18 protein-coding genes are annotated in these 20,476 nt (G+C 61.5%); 9 read left to right on the top strand and 9 right to left on the bottom strand.

All coding sequences use genetic code 11. The features are described 5' to 3' along the window. Positions 1 to 211 precede the first annotated feature (211 nt). The 4 genes from BLW50_RS09425 to glpX all read left to right on the top strand — a co-directional run bounded on the left by BLW50_RS09425 (position 212) and on the right by glpX (position 4,628). Complete coding sequence (locus tag BLW50_RS09425; RefSeq protein ID WP_139267546.1) at positions 212 to 697, top strand: hypothetical protein; 486 nt, start codon at positions 212 to 214, stop codon at positions 695 to 697. Between the two features lie 63 nt (positions 698 to 760). Then, a complete protein-coding gene (locus BLW50_RS09420) occupies positions 761 to 1,981 on the top strand; it encodes an LL-diaminopimelate aminotransferase (protein WP_090700765.1) in 1,221 nt (406 codons plus the stop codon). Between the two features lie 299 nt (positions 1,982 to 2,280). Next, complete coding sequence (locus tag BLW50_RS09415) at positions 2,281 to 3,591, top strand: homoserine dehydrogenase (RefSeq protein ID WP_090708933.1); 1,311 nt, start codon at positions 2,281 to 2,283, stop codon at positions 3,589 to 3,591. Positions 3,592 to 3,632: 41 nt separating this feature from the next. Further along, complete coding sequence (gene glpX, locus BLW50_RS09410; RefSeq protein ID WP_090700761.1) at positions 3,633 to 4,628, top strand: class II fructose-bisphosphatase; 996 nt, start codon at positions 3,633 to 3,635, stop codon at positions 4,626 to 4,628. 83 nt (positions 4,629 to 4,711) lie between these two features. On the opposite strand, the gene BLW50_RS09405 is transcribed toward glpX, so the two are convergent. Beyond that, positions 4,712 to 5,737 carry a Bug family tripartite tricarboxylate transporter substrate binding protein gene (locus BLW50_RS09405; protein ID WP_090700757.1) on the bottom strand — a complete coding sequence of 342 codons (1,026 nt, stop codon included), beginning with the start codon at positions 5,735 to 5,737 and terminating at the stop codon, positions 4,712 to 4,714. Positions 5,738 to 5,974: 237 nt separating this feature from the next. Between BLW50_RS09405 and BLW50_RS09400 the strand changes: the two genes are divergently transcribed. Both BLW50_RS09400 and BLW50_RS09395 read left to right on the top strand, forming a co-directional pair. After that, positions 5,975 to 7,159, top strand: a complete 1,185-nt coding sequence (locus BLW50_RS09400; protein WP_090700754.1) for an acyl-CoA dehydrogenase family protein — start codon at positions 5,975 to 5,977, stop codon at positions 7,157 to 7,159. 5 nt (positions 7,160 to 7,164) lie between these two features. Beyond that, positions 7,165 to 8,292, top strand: a complete 1,128-nt coding sequence (locus BLW50_RS09395; protein ID WP_090700750.1) for an acyl-CoA dehydrogenase family protein — start codon at positions 7,165 to 7,167, stop codon at positions 8,290 to 8,292. Between the two features lie 67 nt (positions 8,293 to 8,359). Here the strand turns inward: BLW50_RS09395 and BLW50_RS09390 are convergent, their stop codons facing one another. Genes BLW50_RS09390 through BLW50_RS09380 form a run of 3 tightly spaced genes read right to left on the bottom strand, consistent with a single transcriptional unit; the run spans position 8,360 to position 10,841 of the window. Then, positions 8,360 to 8,797, bottom strand: coding sequence for a Zn-ribbon domain-containing OB-fold protein (locus BLW50_RS09390; RefSeq protein ID WP_090700748.1), 438 nt, complete (start codon positions 8,795 to 8,797; stop codon positions 8,360 to 8,362). Between the two features lie 10 nt (positions 8,798 to 8,807). Beyond that, positions 8,808 to 9,980 carry a thiolase family protein gene (locus BLW50_RS09385; RefSeq protein WP_090700745.1) on the bottom strand — a complete coding sequence of 391 codons (1,173 nt, stop codon included), beginning with the start codon at positions 9,978 to 9,980 and terminating at the stop codon, positions 8,808 to 8,810. A 60-nt stretch (positions 9,981 to 10,040) separates the two neighbouring features. Beyond that, positions 10,041 to 10,841, bottom strand: coding sequence for a crotonase/enoyl-CoA hydratase family protein (locus tag BLW50_RS09380; protein ID WP_090708931.1), 801 nt, complete (start codon positions 10,839 to 10,841; stop codon positions 10,041 to 10,043). 295 nt (positions 10,842 to 11,136) lie between these two features. On the opposite strand from BLW50_RS09380, the gene BLW50_RS09375 reads away from it, so the two are divergent. Beyond that, positions 11,137 to 13,218: an acetate--CoA ligase family protein gene (locus tag BLW50_RS09375; protein ID WP_090708929.1), complete on the top strand. Its 2,082-nt coding sequence runs from the start codon at positions 11,137 to 11,139 to the stop codon at positions 13,216 to 13,218. Between the two features lie 63 nt (positions 13,219 to 13,281). On the opposite strand, the gene BLW50_RS09370 is transcribed toward BLW50_RS09375, so the two are convergent. The 3 genes from BLW50_RS09370 to ligA form a co-directional block, all read right to left on the bottom strand. After that, on the bottom strand, positions 13,282 to 14,250 hold the full coding sequence (locus tag BLW50_RS09370) for a Bug family tripartite tricarboxylate transporter substrate binding protein (protein ID WP_090700742.1): 969 nt from the start codon (positions 14,248 to 14,250) through the stop codon (positions 13,282 to 13,284). A 107-nt stretch (positions 14,251 to 14,357) separates the two neighbouring features. Beyond that, a complete protein-coding gene (locus BLW50_RS09365) occupies positions 14,358 to 15,458 on the bottom strand; it encodes a class III extradiol dioxygenase subunit beta (protein ID WP_090700739.1) in 1,101 nt (366 codons plus the stop codon). Continuing rightward, positions 15,451 to 15,879 carry a protocatechuate 4,5-dioxygenase subunit alpha gene (gene ligA / locus BLW50_RS09360; protein WP_090700736.1) on the bottom strand — a complete coding sequence of 143 codons (429 nt, stop codon included), beginning with the start codon at positions 15,877 to 15,879 and terminating at the stop codon, positions 15,451 to 15,453. Before ligA ends, BLW50_RS09365 begins: the two co-directional genes overlap by 8 nt. Before the next feature lie 403 nt (positions 15,880 to 16,282). Between ligA and BLW50_RS09350 the strand changes: the two genes are divergently transcribed. After that, complete coding sequence (locus BLW50_RS09350) at positions 16,283 to 17,335, top strand: LLM class flavin-dependent oxidoreductase (protein ID WP_090700729.1); 1,053 nt, start codon at positions 16,283 to 16,285, stop codon at positions 17,333 to 17,335. Positions 17,336 to 17,516: 181 nt separating this feature from the next. On the opposite strand, the gene BLW50_RS09345 is transcribed toward BLW50_RS09350, so the two are convergent. After that, positions 17,517 to 18,479 carry a cupin domain-containing protein gene (locus BLW50_RS09345; protein WP_090700726.1) on the bottom strand — a complete coding sequence of 321 codons (963 nt, stop codon included), beginning with the start codon at positions 18,477 to 18,479 and terminating at the stop codon, positions 17,517 to 17,519. 131 nt (positions 18,480 to 18,610) lie between these two features. Between BLW50_RS09345 and BLW50_RS09340 the strand changes: the two genes are divergently transcribed. Continuing rightward, positions 18,611 to 19,297 (top strand): SDR family NAD(P)-dependent oxidoreductase, encoded by a 687-nt coding sequence (locus BLW50_RS09340; protein ID WP_090700723.1) that lies wholly within the window; start codon positions 18,611 to 18,613, stop codon positions 19,295 to 19,297. Positions 19,298 to 19,349: 52 nt separating this feature from the next. On the opposite strand, the gene BLW50_RS09335 is transcribed toward BLW50_RS09340, so the two are convergent. Beyond that, on the bottom strand, positions 19,350 to 19,958 hold the full coding sequence (locus tag BLW50_RS09335) for a superoxide dismutase (RefSeq protein ID WP_090700719.1): 609 nt from the start codon (positions 19,956 to 19,958) through the stop codon (positions 19,350 to 19,352). Positions 19,959 to 20,476 lie beyond the last annotated feature (518 nt).

Genomic DNA, 20,476 nt, shown 5'->3' with positions numbered 1-20,476 from the left:
AGGGCAGGCTCGCCGGTTCCGGCGTCACCGCCAAAAGAGGGGATTCGGTATTTTTCTTCCCTGAATGCTTATTTTTGGACCGCGTCGTCATGTCATGACCGGAAAAAGGCGACGGGCGAGGCCGTCATTGTACCACAATACGGAAATATTGAATGCTTTAGTCAATTCTCAATAGGTTGGGTACGCATACAAGCCCCAATGGATAGATACAGTGCTACAGCTTCGCGACATGAACAACCACCGTAGACCGCAATCGATCCTTCTGGCGCTGGCGCTGCTGGCCGGCGCGAGCGTCGGCGCTTATGCGCAGCAAGCCGCTGGCCAACCGGCGCCCGCCCATCCGCAAAAAAGCACCAGCCTGCTGGACTCGCTGATGGAAGGGCCACGCCTGACCACCACCCCGCTTGAGGCGCCGGACTGGATGAAGGAGCGCCGGACCGGCCGGGAGCAGTATTTCGTGCCGGTCGGCCCCCCGCCGGACCAGCCCAAGCGCACGGTGCTGACCCCCGAGCAGATCAGGGCCAAGGAAGCGGACCTCGATTCCATCCGCCGCCGCCATGACCAGATCGCGCGCCGCAAGGGCTTCCAGGGCCAGATCGGCACGGCTTCGGCGCCGCCGATCAAGAAGGCCCAGCCGAAAAAGATGCCCTGTGTGCTGACCTGCGATACGGGTCTCGGCACGCCTACAAGAAAGTGATATTTAAGACGATCCGGCGATGATTTGCTCGTCGTCGGGTTCACACCAATCGGGAACACTCTGATGTCTGAGGATTTTTATCGCGTACGCCGGCTGCCGCCCTATGTCTTCGAACAGGTGAATCGCCTGAAGGCACAGGCCCGCAACGCCGGCGCCGATATCATCGACCTCGGCATGGGCAACCCGGACTTGCCGGCTCCCAAGCATGTCATCGAAAAACTGGTCGAAACCGCGGGTAAGCCGCGGACCGACCGTTATTCCGCATCCAAGGGCATACCCGGCTTGCGCCGGGCCCAGGCCGGTTACTACGAGCGCCGTTTCGGCGTGAAGCTGAACCCCGACACCCAGATCATCGCGACTCTGGGGTCCAAGGAAGGCTTCGCCAACATGGCCCAAGCGATCACCGCTCCGGGCGATGTGGTTTTGTGCCCGAACCCGTCTTATCCGATCCACGCCTTCGGCTTCCTGATCGCGGGCGGTGTCGTCCGCTCGGTTCCTGCCGAGCCGACGCCGGATTATTTCGTGGCGCTCGAAAAGGCGATCCAGCATTCGACGCCGAAGCCGATCGCGGTGGTCGTTTGCTACCCGTCCAACCCGACGGCGATGGTCGCAAGCCTGGATTTTTACAAAGACCTCGTCGCCTTCGCCAAGAAGCACGAGATCTTCATTCTGTCCGATCTCGCCTATGCGGAAGTCTATTTCGACGGCAATCCGCCGCCGTCCGTGCTGCAGGTGCCGGGCGCCAATGATGTGACGGTCGAGTTCACCTCGATGTCGAAGACCTATTCCATGGCCGGCTGGCGCATGGGCTTCGCCGTTGGCAACGAGCGTCTGCTCGCCGCCTTGGCGCGCGTGAAGTCCTATCTCGATTACGGCGCTTATACGCCGATCCAGGTGGCGGCGGCTGCGGCCCTCAATGGCCCCGACGATTGCATCGAGGAAATGCGCCAGACCTATAAGCGCCGCCGCGACGTGATGGTGGAGAGCTTCGGCCAGGCCGGCTGGCACTTCGAGCCGCCGACCGCATCGATGTTCGCCTGGGTGCCGATCCCGGAACGCTTCGCCCATCTCGGCTCGCTCGAATTCTCGAAACTGCTCATCGAAAAGGCCGACGTGGCCGTCGCGCCGGGCATTGGCTTCGGCGAGCATGGCGACAAGTATCTGCGCCTTGCCGTGGTTGAGAACGAGCAGCGCATCCGCCAGGCGGCGCGCGGCATTCGCCGTTTCTTCGACTCTGCCGACCAGACGCTGCACAACGTCGTGCAGTTGCGCAAACCCGCCTGATTGGTCAGCGCCTCCTCGGGGCGCTCCGATGACATTCAAAGCGCAGGCGTCGATCCGACGTCTGCGCTTTTTTCGTTTCCGGCCGCTGTGTTTTGAAATGGTTTCAATATCAGTCGGATAGGCGCGGGTGGAAAAGCTGGGCCAGGGGCTCGGCCTAGTCTGGGATTTGTCCGTTCCACGGCTACGCCGCTTCCTTGATCGGCGGGGGGAAATGGGGCACAAGCGCCGCTTGGCTGTTCGCTTCTTGGCTTTCGCTTTTCCTGGCTGTTTGGCCTGCTGTCTGTCTGGATCATAGTTTCATGAGCACTCCCTTGCGTGTTGGCATTGCTGGCCTGGGTACCGTGGGCGCTTCCGTCGTCCGACTGCTGGAACGGCAGGCGAATTCTCTGGCCGCCAGCACGGGACGCACGATCACGCCGGTGGCCGTCGCGGCCCGGGACCGGACGCGCGATCGCGGCATCCATCTCAACGGCGCCAAATGGTTTGATGATCCGGTGGCGCTCGCCACATCGCCGGACATCGATCTGTTCGTCGAACTGATCGGTGGCGATGAGGGCCCGGCGCGCCTGGCAGTCGAAGCGGCGCTTCGGGCCGGCAAGCCTGTCGTTACCGCCAACAAGGCGCTGCTTGCTAAGCACGGCGTGGCATTGGCGCAGTTGGCGGAAGCCAAGAAAGTGGCGCTCGCCTTCGAGGCTTCCGTCGCGGGTGGCATCCCCATCGTCAAGACCTTGCGCGAGGGCCTGGCCGGCAACGAGATCAGCCGCGTCTATGGCATTCTCAATGGCACCTGCAATTACATCCTGTCGCGGATGGAGCTCGAGAAGCTCTCCTTCGACGCCTGCCTGAAGGACGCGCAACGCCTCGGTTATGCCGAAGCCGATCCGACCTTCGACATCGGCGGCTTCGACACCGCGCATAAGCTCGCCATTCTCACCTCGCTGGCCTTCGGCGTCGCTGTCGATTCCGAAGCGATCCATGTCGAGGGCATCGAGCAGATCACGCTCGAGGATCTGACCGCCGCCGATGATCTCGGTTATCGCATCAAATTGCTCGGCGTGGCGCAGCGCACAGCCGAAGGTATCGAGCAGCGCGTTCATCCGACCATGGTGCCGAAGACCTCGGCGATTGCCCAGGTGATGGGCGTCACCAATGCGGTGACGATCGACGCCGACGCGGTGAAGGAACTTACGCTGGTTGGTCCTGGTGCTGGCGGCGATGCCACGGCTTCGGCGGTTGTTGCCGATATCGCCGATGTGGCGCGCGGCATTCGCTCGGCGCCGTTCGGCCTGCCGGTGGCGCAATTGCAGAAAGCGCCGCGGCGCGAGATGCAGCGTCACGAGGGCGGTTATTACATCCGCCTGTCGGTCGCCGACCTCACCGGCGCGGCGGCGGCGATTGCCACGCGCATGGCCGAACGCAAGATTTCGCTCGAAAGCATCATGCAGAAGCCGCGCGGTGGCAGGGACGGCGCGTCAAGCGGCGATCCTGTCACGGTGGTACTGCTGACCTATGCCACTACCGAAGCGAATATCCGCGCGGCTCTGGATGCGGCATTGAGCGACGGTTACATTGTCGGCCATCCGCAAGTCATTCGCATCGAGCGTAAATAGCTCTGTCTGATCCAGCACGGAGCGTTCACAAGGAGCGTTCAATGGTGGAATTGGTCATCAAGGAGCAGGACATTATCGATCGCATGCTGGCGTTCGAGTTTGTCCGGGTGACTGAACGAGCGGCTGTCGCGGCGGCGGAATGGCGCGGTCGCGGCGACGAGAAGGCGGCGGACCAGGCGGCGGTCGACGCCATGCGCCGCGAACTCAATCGCCTGCCGATCAACGGCACCATCGTCATCGGCGAAGGCGAGCGCGATGAAGCGCCGATGCTGTTCATCGGCGAGAAGGTCGGCACCGGTACAGGTCCGGCCGTCGACATTGCCGTCGATCCGCTTGAGGGCACGACCCTGTGCGCCAAGGACATGCCAGGCTCCATCGCCGTGATGGCCATCGCCAATGCCGGCTCGCTGCTCAACGCACCCGACGTCTATATGGAAAAGATCGCCATCGGGCCTGGCTATCCCACGGGCGTCGTCGATCTCGACAAGACGCCGGAAGAGAATGTACGGGCACTCGCCAAAGCCAAGGGCGTGAAGCCAGGCGACATCACCGTGCTCATCCTCGATCGTCCGCGCCACGCCGCCCTTATCGCCGCCTGCCGTAAGGCTGGCGCGAGCATCCGCATGATCACCGATGGTGATGTGGCGGGCGTCATCTTCACCGCTCAGGCGGCGAGCACGGGTATCGATATGTATATCGGCACCGGCGGCGCGCCCGAAGGCGTGCTGGCGGCGGGCGCCTTGCGTTGTGTCGGCGGCCAGATGCAGGGCCGTCTCGTCATCGACACCGAAGAGAAGCGCCAGCGCGCCTACAAGATGGGCGTCAAGGATCCGAAGAAGAAATACGACATGACCGAGCTTGCATCAGGCAATGTCATCGTTTGCGCCACGGGTGTCACCGACGGTGCTTTGCTGCGCGGCGTCAAATGGACCGGCGACATCGTCGAGACGGAGACGGTGATCTATCGCTCTGCCACTGGCACGGTGCGCAAGATCACCTCCGAGCATCGCGCGATGGGTAAGTTCGCGCGGGTTTGATGGCAGAGCGTTGCAGGCTATTGAAAATCTCGGTGTCATCCCCGCTCGCGCCTTCGCCGCGTCGGGAATGACACCGGAGCGCTTTATCTCGTCGCCGGCCCCTCGATCAACGCCTTGGCGCGCGCGATCACTTGCGGCGGCGCGTCGAGCATGGATTCCGCCGCGGCCTGGGTCTGTGCCGCTGTTGACGGACTGATGTCCATCTTGGTCTTCGCGGCCTCGGCCAGGAATTCCGGATCTTTCATCATCTTGTCGAAGGTGGCGCGCAATGCCGCCAGCCGTTCCGCCGGTACGCCCGGCGTGGTGATGACCGAGCGTGACATGCCGATGTCGGAGGAGATGAATTTCAGCACGGCGCGATCTTCATCGTTCTTCGCCAGTTCCCAGATCAGCGGCACGTTGGGCAGGTCAGGCGCGCGTTCGAGACCGATCTGCACAAGGATATTAATCTTCCTCTCCGCCAGCCAATGCGGATGGCCGCTCTTCCACGACGCCCAGGAGTTGGAACCGCGCCCACCGACCTCGCCTTTTTCCATAGCGAGGTTCACGTCATTGCCGCCGGGATAACCGGTGACGATACGGAACTTCGTGCCGAGCAGCGCGTTCATAGCTGCGGGATAAACATAGGAGCTTGAAGCCGCGCCCGGCGCGCCGACGACGAGTTCCTTGTTATAAACATCTTCGATCTTGTTGATGCCGGTCGAATGCCAGGAGTTGATGACATTGGGTGTGTTCGTCGTATTGCCGATCCAGCCGAACTGGCGCACGTCGAATTGAACTTCCTTGGCGCCGATGGCCTGAAGGGTCGGCATGTTCTGGAAGATCATGTGCAGGACGGTGCCGTCGCGCGGCGCCACTTTCGCCACCCAGTTCGCCGCTGCGACGCCAAGGCCGCCGGGCATGTTGCGCACGACCACATTCGGATTGCCGGGCATGAGACGCGGATAATGACGCGCGACCAGACGCGAGCGCAGATCGTAATCGCCGCCAGGCGATGTGGGAACGATGAAGTCGATCGTCTTGTTACGGTAGAAGTCTTCTGGTGACTGAGCTTTGGCTGTGCCAGCTGCGAGAGCAACGACGATTAAGCCGATGGCGGCTGTGCGCATTGTACGTTTCCTTCCCTTGCCGAACCGTGGGGTCGGTCGGTCATTGTGCGGCGAAGGTGCAACAGAGCGGGGCAAGACGCAAGATCATGGCGATAAGACCAGTCGCTGTGGGCGGTCTATCGGGCTTGCATAGCGGCCTTGCAAAAAGACGCGAAAACATATGTCAGGGACACTTGCATTGAAGGCAAAACTTCGGCAGCGTCTATTTGAAAAACATTCACGGGAACGGGGACGAGGATGGACCTGAAATATCCGGACGAAGCGCAGAAGTTTGCGGAGGAGGTACGGGAGTTCGCCCGCGCCGAATTGCCACCGGAGATCAAGGACAAGGTTGTCCGCCACGCCAAGATGTCTCCTGACGCCCAGATCTATTGGCAGCGTAAATTGTGCGAGCGCGGCTGGGCCTGTCCGGCATGGCCGAAGCAATATGGCGGCCCGGGCTTCACGCCCTTGCAACGGCATGTCTTCGATAACGTGATGTCGGAAGAGGGCGCGCCGCCCGCGGTGCCGTTTGGCGAGAGCATGATCGCGCCGGTTCTCTTTCATGTCGGCTCCGATGCGCAGAAGGCGGAAATCCTGCCGCGCATTCGCACCCTCGAATATTGGTTCTGCCAGGGCTTTTCCGAGCCCGGCGCCGGTTCCGATCTCGCCTCGCTGAAGACGCGGGCGATGCGCGACGGCGACGAATGGGTCATCAACGGCCAGAAGACCTGGACCAGCTATGCCCAGTTCGCCAACATGATGTTCTGCCTGGTGCGCACCGATCCAGAGGCCAAGGCGCAGGAAGGCATCAGCATGATGGTCTTCCCGATGTCGCTGCCCGGCATCACCGTGCGTCCGATCATCACCATGGATGGCGGCCACTCGGTCAACGAGACCTTCTTCGACAATGTCCGCGTGCCGGCTTCAAGCCTTGTTGGCGAGGTCAACAAGGGCTGGACCTATGCCAAACTGCTGCTCGGCCACGAGCGTACCAGCATTGCCCGCATCGGTCAGTCAAAGCGCGAATTGCGCATGCTGAAGACGCTGGCGGTTGAACAGGCGACAGGCGGTGGCTCGCTGCTCGACAATGCGGCGTTCCGCACCAAGGTGGCGGAGGTCGAAATGGACCTGCTGGCGCTGGAAATCACGGCTCTGCGCGTTCTGGCGCAGCAGGGTTCGCCCGGCGTCGAAGCCAATCTGCTCAAGATCAAGGGCTCGGAAATTCAGCAGACCCTGACGGAACTGCTGATCGATGCCGTTGGTCCCTATGCCCTGCCGTTTGATCCCAACCGCGGCGTTGGCCTCGGCAATATGGATTACATCGGGCCGGATGAAGCGGCGGCTTTGGTGCCGACCTATCTTTCGACGCGCGTCGTGACGATCTATGGCGGATCGAACGAAATCCAGCGCAACATCATCGCAAAATCATTGGGGCTTTGAGCGGCATGGACTTTGTTGCGACAGAAACGCAAACGATGTTGCGTGACATGGCCGACCGGCTGGTGCGCGACCGCTATGGCTTCGAAGAGCGGCAGAAGATCGTCGCTTCGGAAGATGGCTTCTCGCGTAAGATGTGGAAAGAGCTGGCCGATCTCGGCCTGCTCGGTGTCGAGATTCCCGAAGAGCAGGGCGGCAGCGGCGGTACGTTCGCCGATGTCGCTGTCGTCCTTGAAAGCTTTGGCAAAGGCCTCGTCGTCGAACCCTATCTCTCGACGGTGGTTCTCGGCGCCGGCCTGATCGCGGCGGTGGGCTGGGAAGTGCAGAAGCACGACATCCTGCCGAAGGTGGCGAGTGGCGACATGCTGCTGACGCTGGCTTACACCGAGTCGCAGTCCCGTTACGCGCTGAACTATGTGGCGACGAAAGCCCGTAAGGATGGCGCCGGTTATGTGATCGATGGTCACAAGGCGGTGGTGCTCGGTGCCGATACCGCCGACAAGCTGATCGTCAGCGCCCGCACATCCGGTGAGACTGCCGACAAGACAGGTATTTCCCTATTTTTGGTCGATCCCAAGGCTGAAGGCGTCAGCATTCGTTCCTATCGCAATGTCGATGACCGGCGCGCGGCGGAAGTGACCTTCGATGGTGTGAAGGTTGAAGCCAGCGCGCTTGTCGGTGCTGAAGACGATGGTCTTGCGCCGCTGGAAGCCGCCATCGATCGGGGCGCCGCCGCTGTCGGTTGCGAGGCGCTCGGCGCCATGGGCGCGCTCAATGCTTTGACGCTGGATTATCTTAAGACGCGCATGCAGTTTGGTCGGCCGATCGGCAAGTTCCAGGTGTTGCAACACCGCATGGCCGACATGGTGATGGCTGAACAGCAGGCCAGATCCATGCTGTTCCTCGCCATTGAACAGGCCGATGCGAAAGATCCGGCGGCGCGAGCCCAGGCGATTTCAGCCGCCAAGGCGCAGATCGATGCTTGTGGTCAGGTGGTCGGTCGCGGCGCGATCCAGCTCCATGGCGGCATCGCCATGACGATGGAATATATCGCCGGCCATTTCTTTCGCCGACTGACCGCTCTTGAAAAGATGATGGGCGACCGGGACTATCATCTGCAGCGGTTCGCGATCTAGCCGGCGACATACGCCGAGAATAAAAAAGCGGGCCATTGGCCCGCTTTATTTTTTGGTTTTATTGAGTTCATTCCGGCTCGAACATCAGAAGATGCGTGCCGTTGGAAAGCGGCGCCCAATAGGGTTTCACCTTCAGGCCGATCTTCATCTGCCCGATCGAGCAATTGACCATATTGCCCATGACATTGACGTTCTCGGGCAGGCTCACCACTGCGATGAAGAACGGTTCATGGCCCTGGAAGGGCGGGCGAGCGCGTCGCGCGATCGTATAGGAATAGACCTCGCCATGGCCCTTGACCTCGTGCCATTCGAGATTGCTCTTCTTGCCCGTGTAGATCGAGGTCGGGCGCGGGAAGAACTGATATTTGCCGACTTCCTTATCGTATTGGATGACGAGCTTCTTCTCGCGCGTCGCGTCCCAGAACGGCTTCGAGAACGAGCGCCACTTGGGCGGATCGCGCACGATGTGGAGGGTGTCGTTGATCGTCTGGTTGATTGTGTTCATCAGGCTTTCCTCAACCGTTGGGCGTCAAGATCATGACGACGCTGGAACTCCAGTTGCGGGCATAGGGAATGCCGCCAATTCCAGTGACGAGCGCGTTCTTGGTATTTTTCACCTGGCGCTTGTCGCCTTCGCCGAAGAGCTGACGTACCGCCTCGATGAGATTGGTGCCGCCGCCGGCAAGGCCGCACTGGCCGGCGGAAATCTGGCCGCCGCCGGTGTTTAGCGGTAGATCGCCGAGGTGGTTGAACTCATGTTCGCGAATGAACGCCGCGCCTTCGCCCTGTTTGCAGAAGCCGAGCATTTCGAACTGCAGCATGATGGCGATGATGAAGTCGTCATAGGGATGGATCGAGGCGATGTCCTTCGCCGCCAGGCCTGCCTGTTTGAACGCCCGCGCGCCGGCAACGCGATGGCCGGTGTCGGTGACATCGACAATGCTTTCGCTGGCGCGATAGGTGCTGCGCTCGCCATAGCCGATCGGCGTGACGATCTTGGTCAGCCCCTTGCGCGCCGCATTCTTCTTGCTGGTGACGAGCAGGCCGCTCGCCCCATCGCAAACCATGACGCTGTCGAGCAGACGCACCGGATCGGCGATCAACCGCGAATTGATGTAGTCGTCGACGGTGATCGGCTTGCGCAGCTTCTCGCAGGCGAGATCGTTGAGCAGGGCGCCGTCACGCTGCGCCACGGCGAGCTTGCCGAGCGCGCTGAGGTCGAGGCCGAACTGGTGATCATAGCGGTTGCTGATGAAACCGAAGGAGGTCGGCGGCCCGAGCAGCCCTTGCGGCACCTGCCATTCCTGCTGGAAGCCGCGTGGACGCGCGTTGTTTTCCGCCGCTTGCGTATCGGCGTAAAGGCAGAGCACCGTGGTGCAAAGGCCGGCATCGATGGCGATGGCGGCGCGGGCGAGGGCCGCTGTCGGCGAACAGCCGCCGATGTCGACGGTCTGGCAGAAGTCCACTTCCAGCGCGAGTTGGTCGGCGGTGGTCTGCGACCAGAAGCAATTGCCCGAGCCGGTGATCGAAGACGACAGGATCAGCCCGTCGATTTCCTGTTTTTCAAAACCCGTGCGGTTCAGTAGCTCTTCGAGGATTTCGGCGCCCAGCTCCCAGACGTCGCGATCGGACTTTTCGACGATCTTGGTTTCGGCAAAGCCGACGATCGCAGTGTCCTGCATTCCCATGGTTCACTCCCTCAAACACTTTTGCGACGGACCTATGCCGGCCCGTCGCCAATGGTCGGTTTAGCCTTCGTCGCCGGACTTGCCCGGCTCGACAAGGCGCGCCGCGCGCTTTTCGACGAAAGCCTTCAGGCCTTCCTCGCTGCGCGTGCTGCTCACCGCCTGGCTGATGAGGGTTTCCATGAACAGGCCGTCTTCATGCGCGGCGTCGTTGACGCGCGGCAGGCAGGCGCAGATCGCCCAATTGGTCAGCGGCGCGTTCTTGGCGATGCGCTTGGCGAGCGACTTGGCGCGCTCCAGCGATTCACCCTTGGGCGTCACGTACTGGCAGAGGTTGTACTTCTCGCCTTCCTCGGCGGTCAGCACGCGGCCGGTCAGCATCAGGTCGGCCATGCGCGCATAGCCCATCAGGCGCTGAATGCGCACGGAGCCACCGCCGCCGACGAAAATGCCGCGCTGTCCCTCAGGCAGAGCGAAAAAGGTCGTCTCGTCGGCCACGCGGATATGCGCGGCCGAAGCCACTTCCAAGCCGCCGCCGATGCAGGCGCCCTTGAGCGCCGCCACGAACGGCACGCCGCCGCGCGCCATGATGTCGAGCGTGGGGTGCCAATGGCCACGGCGCCGCCGCTTGGCCGACGGATCGGCGTTGATCCATGAGAGTGCTTCGGCCAGGTCGAGGCCGGCGGAAAAATTGTCGCCATGACCGAAAATGACGCCAGCCTTGGCCTCTTCATTCGCCTGGGTCAGGGCCGCGCGCAGCTGGCGGTTTGTCTCGTCGTTGATCGCATTGCGCTTGTCGGGACGGTTCAAACCAATCAGCGCGATATCGTCTTCGAGTTCATAGGTGACGAGTTGGTCGGTCATATTTCCTCCTTGGCCGTGGGCGGCACAATTGCGCAAGTCGAAGACAATCGCAAGGAGGCTGATATAGTTGACTCGGAGCCCGAGGCCCGGCAAATGGAAACCGGTTTCGACGAGTTTCAGGCTGCGAGGGGCGAAAGCCGGCCGATTACGGACCGTCTGTCTCACCTCGGGGTGCGAGCTTCGCCAATAATTTCAGGCATCTGGCCGCCGATGAACCGGTGGTCGACCTCAGATGGGAGAAACGGCTTTGGGTAACGGGACAGCAGTAAGCGGCGCCGCGGTCATGGAATATTTCATGCGCCCGAAATCGGTGGTGATCATCGGTGTTTCGTCGAAACCAGGCTCAGCAGGCATGAATGCCCTGACCAATCTGACGACCAACAATTTTGCGGGGGATATCTATCTGGTCGGCCGCAGCGGCGGCGAGATCGATGGCCGCAAGGTCTTCACGGAAATCGACGAATTGCCCGAAGGCGTCGACCTGGCGATCTTCACCTTGCCGGCCGTTGGCGTGAAGGAGGCCATGGAAGGCTGCGTCCGCCGCAAGGTCAAGGCCACGGTGATCTTCGCCTCCGGCTTCGCCGAAGTCGGCGAGCGCGAGAAGCAGGACGAGCTGGCCAAGATCGCGCGTGACGGCAATGTCGCACTGCTCGGCCCGAACTGCCTTGGCTATTCCAACTTCATCACCGGTTTCAACGCCTTCTTCGTCTCGGCGACGCTCGTTCAGAAGATCGAAGCCAAGCCGCGCTCCGCCGCCGCCGTCATATCGCAGAGCGGCGGATTGATGGCGCATATCCGGCAGGCACTGGATCAGCGCGATATTCCGGTCAGCTACAATCTGTCGTCGGGCAATGAGGCCGGCGTTGGCCTGGCCGATTTCGTCGACTTCTTCGTCGAGGACGAAACCACCGCTTCGATCATCATCTATGTCGAGGAAGTGCGTCAGCCGGAAGCCTTTCTGGCCGCCGCGCGCCGCGCCATGGCGGCCGGCAAGCCGGTGCTGATGGTGCATCCGGGCTCAAGCGACAAAGGTCGTGACGCCGTCAATTCCCACACCGGCGCTCTGGCAGGCAACCATGCGGTCATGCGCACGCTCGTCACCCATGCCGGTATCATGTTCGTCGATACGATCGACGAGCTGATTGACGCGGCCGAGATCGCCACGCGCTATCCGACGTCGCCGGTCAAGGGGCCTGGCTTCCTCACCTTCTCCGGCGCCTTCTGCGCCCTTGCGCACGACTTCCTGGAGAAGCTCGACCTCGACATTCCGCCGCTGTCGGCGCCGCAGGAAGCGGAGTTGCGCAAGGTGATGCCGTCCTTCGCCACGCCGCGCAATCCGCTCGATCTGACGACCCAGCCAGTGTGGCAGCCGGAGCTGGTCGGCCAGGGCGCCCAGGCGCTGCTCGACGATCCAGCCATGGGCAGCATGGTCATTTCGATCCCGATCGGCCCGCCGGTGCTGGCGGAAAAATATCTCAACGGCATCGTTACCGCGGTTGAGAGCAGCAGCAAGCCGGTGGTGTTCTCCATCCTTGGCGAGCGTTCGCCCTTGCCGCCGGAGTTCATCGAAAAGGCCAAGCAGAAGAAGATCATCATCTCCCGCTCGGCGGAGCGTTCCATGCGCGCCATGGCGCAGGTGACCTTCCACGGTCGCGCGGTCGCTCGCTCCAAGATGACCGTTGAAGCCAAGCCGGTCAGCGGTCTGCCGACCTTCGATAAGGGCACGCAGGCCGAGTGGGTCGGCAAGCTGGCGCTGAAAGCTGCCGGGATCCGTATTCCCGACGGCGATCTGGCGCGCACCGCCGATGACGCGGTGAAGGTTGCCGCGCGCATCGGCTATCCGGTGGTGATGAAGGCCCAGGCGGCGAAGCTGGCGCACAAGACCGAAGCCGGTGGCGTGCTCCTCAACATCGCCGACGAGGCGGGCGTGCGCAAAGCCTGGCAGACCCTGCACGAGAATGTCGAGCGCTATCAGCCCGGCCTGAAGCTCGATGGCGTGCTGGTCGAGAAAATGTCGTCCAAGGGGCTCGAGTTCATCGTCGGCTCACGCCGGGACCCGGTCTGGGGCCCGGTGGTCGTCGTCGGTATCGGTGGCATCCTGATCGAGGCCATCGGCGACGTGCGCCTGCTGCCGCCCGATCTCTCCAAGGAAGCGATCGTCCAGGAGCTCTACAAGCTCAAGACCGCCAAGCTACTCGACGGTTTCCGTGGCGCGCCGGCCGTCGATGTCGAGGCTGTGGCGGAAGTCGCGGTCAAGGTGGGCAATCTGATGCGCACCGTGCCCGAGATCATGGAGATCGACATCAACCCGGTGTTCGCGCATCCGCGCGGGCAGGGCGTCACCGCGCTCGACGCGCTGATCGTCACCAAGGACTAATAGGCTAAGGAATAAGAAGAAGAAGAGGGAGCGCTGGCAACGGCGCTCCCTTCGCTACATCCGCTACATGGGTTCGATACGGGCGCGTTTGATGTAATCGGCCCAGTTCTTGATCTCGATGCGCAGAAAAGCGTCGATCTCCTTCGGTGTCAGCACGAAGGTGTCGGAGCCGGTCGCGGCGAAAAAATCCTCCGTCTCCTTCATCCGCACCATTTCATTGACCCAGCCGGAGAGCTTGTCTTTGACCGGCTGGGGTGTCCCGGCTGGCACCGCCACGACCCACCAGGTCAAAAGGTCGATGCCGGGCACGCCGCCTTCGGTCATCGTCGGCACATCAGGGACGGACTTCATGCGTTCGCCGCTGCCGATGGCCAGCGCCCGTAGCCGCCCGGCCTTCATCTGTCCGATCAGATAGGGCGCATCGGCGACCATGTAATCGATATTGCCGCCGAGCAGGTCGTTCAGGCTGTCGCCCATGGTCTTGTACTGCACCTGAACCGCATCGAGGCCGGCGATCTGCTTGTACATTTCGCCCATCACATTGCCGATGGTGGTCGATGTCGCGAACGAGGCCTTGCTGCCTTTCTGCTTGAGGGCGGCGGTCAGCTCCGGCAGCGTCTTGTAGGGGCTCTTGGCATCGACCGTGACGAACCAGGCCTGTTTGAACAGCGAGCCGAGATAGTCGAAATCCTTTAGCGGATCGGCCTGTGGCTGTTTGAACAAGGATAGGCTGGCGGCCAGCGTGCTGCCGCCAACGGGATAAATCACATGGCCATCCGGCCTCTGCCGCGCCACATAGCCATGGGCCAGATTGCCGGCGGCGCCTGGCTGATTTTCGACGATGAAGGTCTTGCCGGAGATGGCCTGAAGCTGTTTGGCAATGAAGCGGCACATGATGTCCGCGCCGCCGCCAGCTGGAAAGCCGCAAACGACACGGATCTCGCGGGTTGGAAAATCCTGAGCTTGGCCGAAGCCCGTGGTCGAAACCACTGCGCCGATGGCCACAGCAATGCTGGTAATCCACTGTTTCATGGCGCTCCCCCCCAGTGCCAAAGGGGCAGCATGTCGTTTCAAGCGCCTCAAAGCAATGCGCCGGCCGCGAGGGGCGGCCGGCGCAGAATGTCGTTTAAAGATTCAGCTTAGCGACGGGCTTTTTTCGCCGCCTTCTTCGCTACCTTTTTCGCGGCCTTCTTTACCGCGGGCTTCTTGACTGCAGCCTTCTTGACCTTCTTGGCCGGAGCTACGGCCTTGGCGCGCACCGCCAGCACCTTCTTGGTGCGGCTGGCTTTGGCTGGCTTGGCCCGCGCCGAAGACTTCGTTGCAGACTTGGCCTTGGCCGACTTCGCCTTGGCGGACTTGGTCTTTGCCGTTTTGGCCTTGGCTGCGGTCTTGCGCTTTTCGGGCCGGTTCTCAAGGATGAGATGGCCGACAGCGGTGTTGGAGGCCGGCACCGTGTAGAAACGGTAGACTTCCTCGACGTTCTTGTTGAGCGCGCCGCGGGCGACGAGCCACATCACCATTTCGATGCCTTCGGCACCGGCCTCGCGCATATATTCAACGTGGCGCAGCGCCGTCAGCTTTTCCGGATGATCGGAGAAGTTGTCCATGAAGTTCTTGTCGAACTTGCTGTTGATCAGGCCGGCGCGCGGGCCGGAGATCTGATGCGACATGCCGCCGGTGCCAAACACCACGACCTTGAGGTCTTCAGGGTAGGATTCGACGGCCTTGCGGATCGCTTCACCCAGGTGGAAGCAGCGATTGCCGGTCGGCGGCGGGAACAGCACGACATTGACCGCCAGCGGAATGATCTTGCACGGCCATTCTTCCGGCTGGCCGAACATCAGGCTCAGCGGCACGGTCAGGCCGTGATCGACATCCATCTTGTTGACGACGGTGAGGTCGAATTCGTCGAGGATGACCGACTGGGCGATATGGGCGGCGAGCTCCGGATGGCCCTTGACCACTGGCACCGGGCGCGGACCCCAGCCTTCATCGGCGGGGATGAATTCTTCGGCGCAGCCGAGCGCGAAGGTCGGGACGACATCGACCGAGAACGCCGTCGCATGGTCGTTGAAGACGACGATGCAGACGTCCGGCTTGACCTCTTCGATCCAGCGCTTGGAGTGCTCGTAGCCTGAGAAGACGCGCTTCCAATAGGTTTCCTCGGTCTTGCCGAGATCGAGCGCCGCGCCAATGGCCGGCACGTGCGATGTGCAGACGCCTGCTACAATCTTAGCCATTTTTCTTTTCCCACTCCGATTTCCTGCGATTGCCCTTCACCGAGCGGCCGCCGGCGAGCATCATGTCGGCATATTCCTGCTGGGTGGAGCCGGTCATTTTCGCCGCCACCTGCTGGAACGACAGCCCATCGGTCGCGCCCAGCTTGGAGGTGAAATAGATGTTGCCACCAAGTTCCAGCATGCGGTTCCACTGCCGGTTGAGGATCGCCTCACGCTGGTCGGCGGTCAGCTTGTAGCCGTCGAGATATTTGTTCTCGTCCGCCTTGAACGCTTCGCGGTTCTCGGCTTTCAGCAAGGACATGCAGAACATGTTGATGCTGTAGCCCATGCGTGACTGATCGGCATCGAAAACGATCGTGCCAGGAATGTCAGCGTATTCCTTTTCCTTCTTGGCCTTGCTGGCTTTCGCCGCACCCTTCATGACAGCTCTCCCGTGCTGTCCGGTCGCCTGAAAAGCTCATGCCGGCGAGCGGACTGGAATGTCTGCTGACGCAGATAACAGATTCCGACCTAGACACACTAACTTTATGGCGGTTTTGACCCACATCAAAACCGCTCAAACCGATTTCGCGAATTGGCGCTTTTTCGTGCGGGGCGCGATTGTCGTGAAGAATAGCGCTTCGTGTGAAGAAAAAGCGACAGAGCAAAACGAGGCTCGCCTCCGCTGTGATCGGAACCGGAAAAGCTCCTGGGTGGGATTTTCCTGATCCAGTCGCTTGCCCAATCCAGTCGCTTGACAAACGTGTGGGCGGGGAGGAAGCTCATTCATCCGTACACGGATTAATTGTCGGCTCGGGGGAGGCGACTGGGGGAGGGAGAGCGCCATGGAATTTGGATTGCAGTTTTTTCCGAGCATTGGGCCGGATGAAAAAAGTGCTGCTGACTATTTCGGCGAAAGCCTGCGCATCGTTGACGAGGCCGATGCGCTGAATTTCACCTCGATCCGCATCGTCGAGCATTATTTCCGCCCCTACGGCGGCTACAGCCCCAATCCGATCGTCTTCCTGTCGGCGGCGGCGATGCGCAGCAAAAAGGCGCGGCTGCTCACCGGCGCCGTGCTGCCGGTATTCAACAATCCGATGAAGCTCGCCGGCGAGATCGGCATGCTCGACGCCATTTCGGGCGGCCGCATGGAAGTCGGCTTTGCCCGCGCCTTTCTGCCGCATGAGTTCGCCCGCTTCGGCATCTCGGTCAACGAGAGCCGTGGTCGCTTCGATGAGGGCATCGAACAGATCCGCCTGCTCTTGGAGCAGGAGACCGTCAGCCACGACGGCAAGTTCCACAAGCTCGATCGCGTGAGCTCGCTGCCGCGTCCGACCCAGACGCCGCGTCCGCCGTTCTGGATTGCCGCGCTGGCGACGCCTGAGAGTTTCGATTTTGCCGGCCGCATGGGCTACAGCATCATGGCGATCCCGCTGGTCGGCGAGACGTTGCGCCCGTTGCTGGCGCGCTATCGCGCCGCCTGGAAAGCCGCCGGGCATCCGGGCAAAGGCAAGGTGATGCTGGCCTTCCACATGTACTGCCATGAATCGAAAGCGGCAGCCTATGAGATCGCCCGCGACCCGATCAATAAATATCTCAAGGCGGTGGTCGATTCCGCCAGCGAGTGGGATGGCGAACTCGATTCCAAGGACTATCCCAACTACGGCAAGATCATCGCCAGCCTGCGTGCGGAAACCTTCGAGACACAGGTGGAGAAGAGCGCCATCTGGGTCGGCGACCCCAAGACCCTGCGCGAGATGATCGCCAATTACAACGAGGAAGTCGGCGGTTTCGAGATCGCTTCACTGCAGGTGAATTTCCACAACCTGCCTTACGAGCAGGCCATCGCCTCGGCGCGTCTGTTCAGCAAGGAAGTGATGCCCTTCGTGAAGTGAGGCGAGGGTTTGAAAGGCTTGGCTCTTGGTGTCATCCCCGACAGCCGCGCAGCGGCTGAGCGGGGATCCAGAGCAAGTTGTAGAATGTCGTTCGCGGCAATAGCGCTGCGCTTTACCACTCGCTCTGGATTCCCGCTCGCGCTTCGCGCGTCGGGAATGACAACCGAGAGCTTCTCAACACCTATGAGAGCTCCTCGAAGCGCCACATACGGCTCCAGCGTTGCAACGCTTCGTCGCTCATGCTGACGAGTACCGCATCCTCGCTCACCTGATGCTCGATCGTTGACCAGCACGGCGCGGCGATCGTATCGCCAAAACTCCAGTTGAATGTCTTGCCGCCGATCTTCGACGAGCCCTTGCCCTGCATGACGATGAAGATCTGATTGGCCGTGCAGCGATAGGGCTTGCTGTGAAAACCGCTGTCCCAGCGTTGCATATGGATGGTGATGGTCGGCATCGTCTGCGTATCGAGCACGATGCGGCGGCCGAAATGGCCTTCATTGTCGGGCCGCGTCGCATCAAGCGCCTTTTGCGTGGCGGCCCAAGTGAAGCGGAACGGCGAGTCCGGTGTCACCGCCTTCACCGGTTCGAGACCTTCGGGATGTTCCTCGAAGAACATCGGTTCGAGCAGATGGACCAGCGGCACGTCGAGCCCGTCGAACCAATAGGCCTGGGCGCTGCCGTCGTGGCCATGGCCGTGCCAGCTCCAGCCCGGCGTCAACACCACATCGCCGGTTTCCATCGGATGTTTCTCGCCATCGACGATCGACCAGGCGCCGTGGGAATCGAGGATGACCCGGAAGGCATGCGGTGCATGACGATGCGAACTGGCGACTTCGCCAGGCAGAATGGTCTGATAGGCGCAGACCAGCGTGCGCAGGGTGGCGAAATCATTGCTGTCGATCGGATTGCGCATCACCAGATTGCGGCGCTCGGCCAAATCCGTGCCGATCAGGCGCGCGGCGCTGTCGAGCCCGGCCTTGGCGTCATGCCAGGTCCATTGATACGGCACGAAGGCCGATCGCGGCTCGCGCCACAGAATAGGGGTCGACCGCTTGATCCAGCCAGGTGTCAAATTACGTTCGGCGGCAGCGCTCGTCAGATCGTCGAGGGTCTGCACTTTGTCTAAGGTATCGAGCGGCATGATCCCCTCCCAGGAATGTGGCCCAAGAATATGACCAATAGGCTTTATCAATTGTCCGATCCGCGCGATTGTGAGCGCACCGGCAGTCTGTGGCAACACATCAATTGCTATCCCTGGTCAGGAGTTTTCGCATGCCTGAAACAAAGCCCGTCGCCATAGTCACTGGAGCCACCGGCAATCTGGGCCGCGCCGTGTCGCTGCGGCTGATCGAGGATGGTTTCGAAATCATCGGCATCGGCGGATCGGCACCGCCGGCCAAGCCGGTGTCACCGACCTCTTATTCCTACATCCAGGGCGATGCGACGGATGCCGCGTCGATGGCCCAGGTGGCCGACACGGTCATGCAGCGCTTCGGTCGCATCGACGCTTTGGTGCACACGGTCGGCGGCTTCGCCATGGGGCCGACGGTCTATGAGACGACCGATGTGGATCTCGACAAGATGATCGGCATGAATGTGAAGTCAGTGTTGGCGACAGCTCATGCCCTGACGCCACCGATGATCGCGGCGGGACGAGGCAAGATCGTCTTCGTATCCGCGCTTGCCGCCGGTCATGGTGTCGCCCGCATGGGCGCCTATGTGGCGGCCAAGAGCGCGGTGGCGCGGCTGACGGAGGCGATGTCGGACGAGGTGCGCCACCAGGGCGTCAACGTCAATTGCATCATGCCCTCGGCCATGGCGACACCGCAGAACCGCGCCACCATGGGGCAGGCGTCGATGGTGCCGCTGGAAGATGTCGCCGATGTCTGCGCCTTCCTGGTTTCCGATCGGGCCCGCGCCCTGCACGGCGCCGCTATTCCTGTGCGCGGTCTCACATAAAAGAAACCCCGGACTTTCGTCCGGGGCTCGAAACCTGTCTGCGAAATCCGACTTAGGCGGACTTCAGTTCCGCTTCGGCGAACTCGTAGTTGGCGAGCTTGTCGAGGAAGTTCGTCACATAGTCGGGGCGACGATTGCGGAAGTCGAGATAGTAGCTGTGTTCCCACACGTCGAGGCCGAGAATGGCCTTGCCTTCGCCGGTGGCGAGCGGGTTGGAGCCGTTCGGCGTCTTGGTGACCTTCAGCTTGCCGTCCTTGCCGAGGACGAGCCAAGCCCAGCCCGAGCCGAACTGGCTGGTGGCGGCGGCCTTGAAAGCTTCCTTGAACGCTTCGACGCTGCCGAGATCCGCCTTGATCTTCGCTTCGAGTGCTGTCGGGATGGCGCCGCCCTTCGGCGAAAGCGCCTTCCAGAACAGGATGTGGTTCCAATGCTGGCCGGCATTGTTAAACACCGGGGCCATGTCGTCCTTGCCGAATGACAGCTTGACGATCTCTTCGAGCGACTTGCCCTTCAGCGCGTCGTTCTTTTCGACGAAACCGTTGAGGGCGGTCACGTAAGCCTGGTGATGCTTGCCGTGGTGGAGTTCGAGAGTTTCCTGGCACATGCCCTTGTCGGCGAGGGCGCTCTGGGAATAGGGCAGGGAGGGAAGTTCGAATGCCATTGTCGTTTTCTCCAGCGTTAAATCGGTTTTCCTGCCAATTCAGGCGATTGCGACAGATCCTCGCGAAGGCCGAGGCGGGTAAGCGAGGCCTACTAGTTAGAAAGGAAGCAAGTTCCCGTCAAGGAATGCTCGTGAGCCTCCATGGGGAGGTGGTGCAAAGCGTTGCTATTTCCCGGAAGGCCATCGGCGGAGCCTATTAAGATGATCGGGCCGGGACGCCATCGGATATCCAAGGGCGAGCACTTTCCAAACAACGCCGATCGTTTCCTTCGGTTCCCGGATCGCCTGCTGCCCGAGCGGCGCGGAAAACGTCGGGACGAGTATTCAGCTCAAAACGTCGTAAAAGTTTCACGTTCCGTCGCCGTGAAACACTTGCTCTCCGTGAAATACTTGGCCCTCCGTGAAGCACTTGGCCCTCAATGTGCGCTTACGCACAATGGTGTGACCCAAGGTGGTGCATGTTATGGCCCCACCGTCGCATCGGCAGCTCGTCTCTCGAAAGAGAGCTTGTTTCGGCG

It is taken from the genome of Beijerinckia sp. 28-YEA-48, from assembly GCF_900104955.1.
Classification (GTDB): Bacteria; Pseudomonadota; Alphaproteobacteria; order Rhizobiales; family Beijerinckiaceae; genus Terripilifer.
Note: the sequence above shows the minus strand (reverse complement) of the source record. Positions and strands in the feature narration are given on the sequence as shown.

Bases quoted from the DNA above. Each gene is read 5' to 3' on its own strand.
- BLW50_RS09345 (WP_090700726.1), bottom strand. From the start codon at position 18,479: ATGCCGCTCGATACCTTAGACAAAGTGCAGACCCTCGACGATCTGACG.
- BLW50_RS09415 (WP_090708933.1), top strand. From the start codon at position 2,281: ATGAGCACTCCCTTGCGTGTTGGCATTGCTGGCCTGGGTACCGTGGGC.
- BLW50_RS09395 (WP_090700750.1), top strand. From the start codon at position 7,165: ATGGACTTTGTTGCGACAGAAACGCAAACGATGTTGCGTGACATGGCC.
- BLW50_RS09380 (WP_090708931.1), bottom strand. From the start codon at position 10,841: ATGACCGACCAACTCGTCACCTATGAACTCGAAGACGATATCGCGCTG.
- BLW50_RS09370 (WP_090700742.1), bottom strand. From the start codon at position 14,250: ATGAAACAGTGGATTACCAGCATTGCTGTGGCCATCGGCGCAGTGGTT.
- ligA (WP_090700736.1), bottom strand. From the start codon at position 15,879: ATGAAGGGTGCGGCGAAAGCCAGCAAGGCCAAGAAGGAAAAGGAATAC.
- BLW50_RS09390 (WP_090700748.1), bottom strand. From the start codon at position 8,797: ATGAACACAATCAACCAGACGATCAACGACACCCTCCACATCGTGCGC.
- glpX (WP_090700761.1), top strand. From the start codon at position 3,633: ATGGTGGAATTGGTCATCAAGGAGCAGGACATTATCGATCGCATGCTG.
- BLW50_RS09335 (WP_090700719.1), bottom strand. From the start codon at position 19,958: ATGGCATTCGAACTTCCCTCCCTGCCCTATTCCCAGAGCGCCCTCGCC.
- BLW50_RS09340 (WP_090700723.1), top strand. From the start codon at position 18,611: ATGCCTGAAACAAAGCCCGTCGCCATAGTCACTGGAGCCACCGGCAAT.
- BLW50_RS09405 (WP_090700757.1), bottom strand. From the start codon at position 5,737: ATGCGCACAGCCGCCATCGGCTTAATCGTCGTTGCTCTCGCAGCTGGC.
- BLW50_RS09350 (WP_090700729.1), top strand. From the start codon at position 16,283: ATGGAATTTGGATTGCAGTTTTTTCCGAGCATTGGGCCGGATGAAAAA.
- BLW50_RS09420 (WP_090700765.1), top strand. From the start codon at position 761: ATGTCTGAGGATTTTTATCGCGTACGCCGGCTGCCGCCCTATGTCTTC.
- BLW50_RS09365 (WP_090700739.1), bottom strand. From the start codon at position 15,458: ATGGCTAAGATTGTAGCAGGCGTCTGCACATCGCACGTGCCGGCCATT.
- BLW50_RS09400 (WP_090700754.1), top strand. From the start codon at position 5,975: ATGGACCTGAAATATCCGGACGAAGCGCAGAAGTTTGCGGAGGAGGTA.
- BLW50_RS09375 (WP_090708929.1), top strand. From the start codon at position 11,137: ATGCGCCCGAAATCGGTGGTGATCATCGGTGTTTCGTCGAAACCAGGC.
- BLW50_RS09385 (WP_090700745.1), bottom strand. From the start codon at position 9,980: ATGGGAATGCAGGACACTGCGATCGTCGGCTTTGCCGAAACCAAGATC.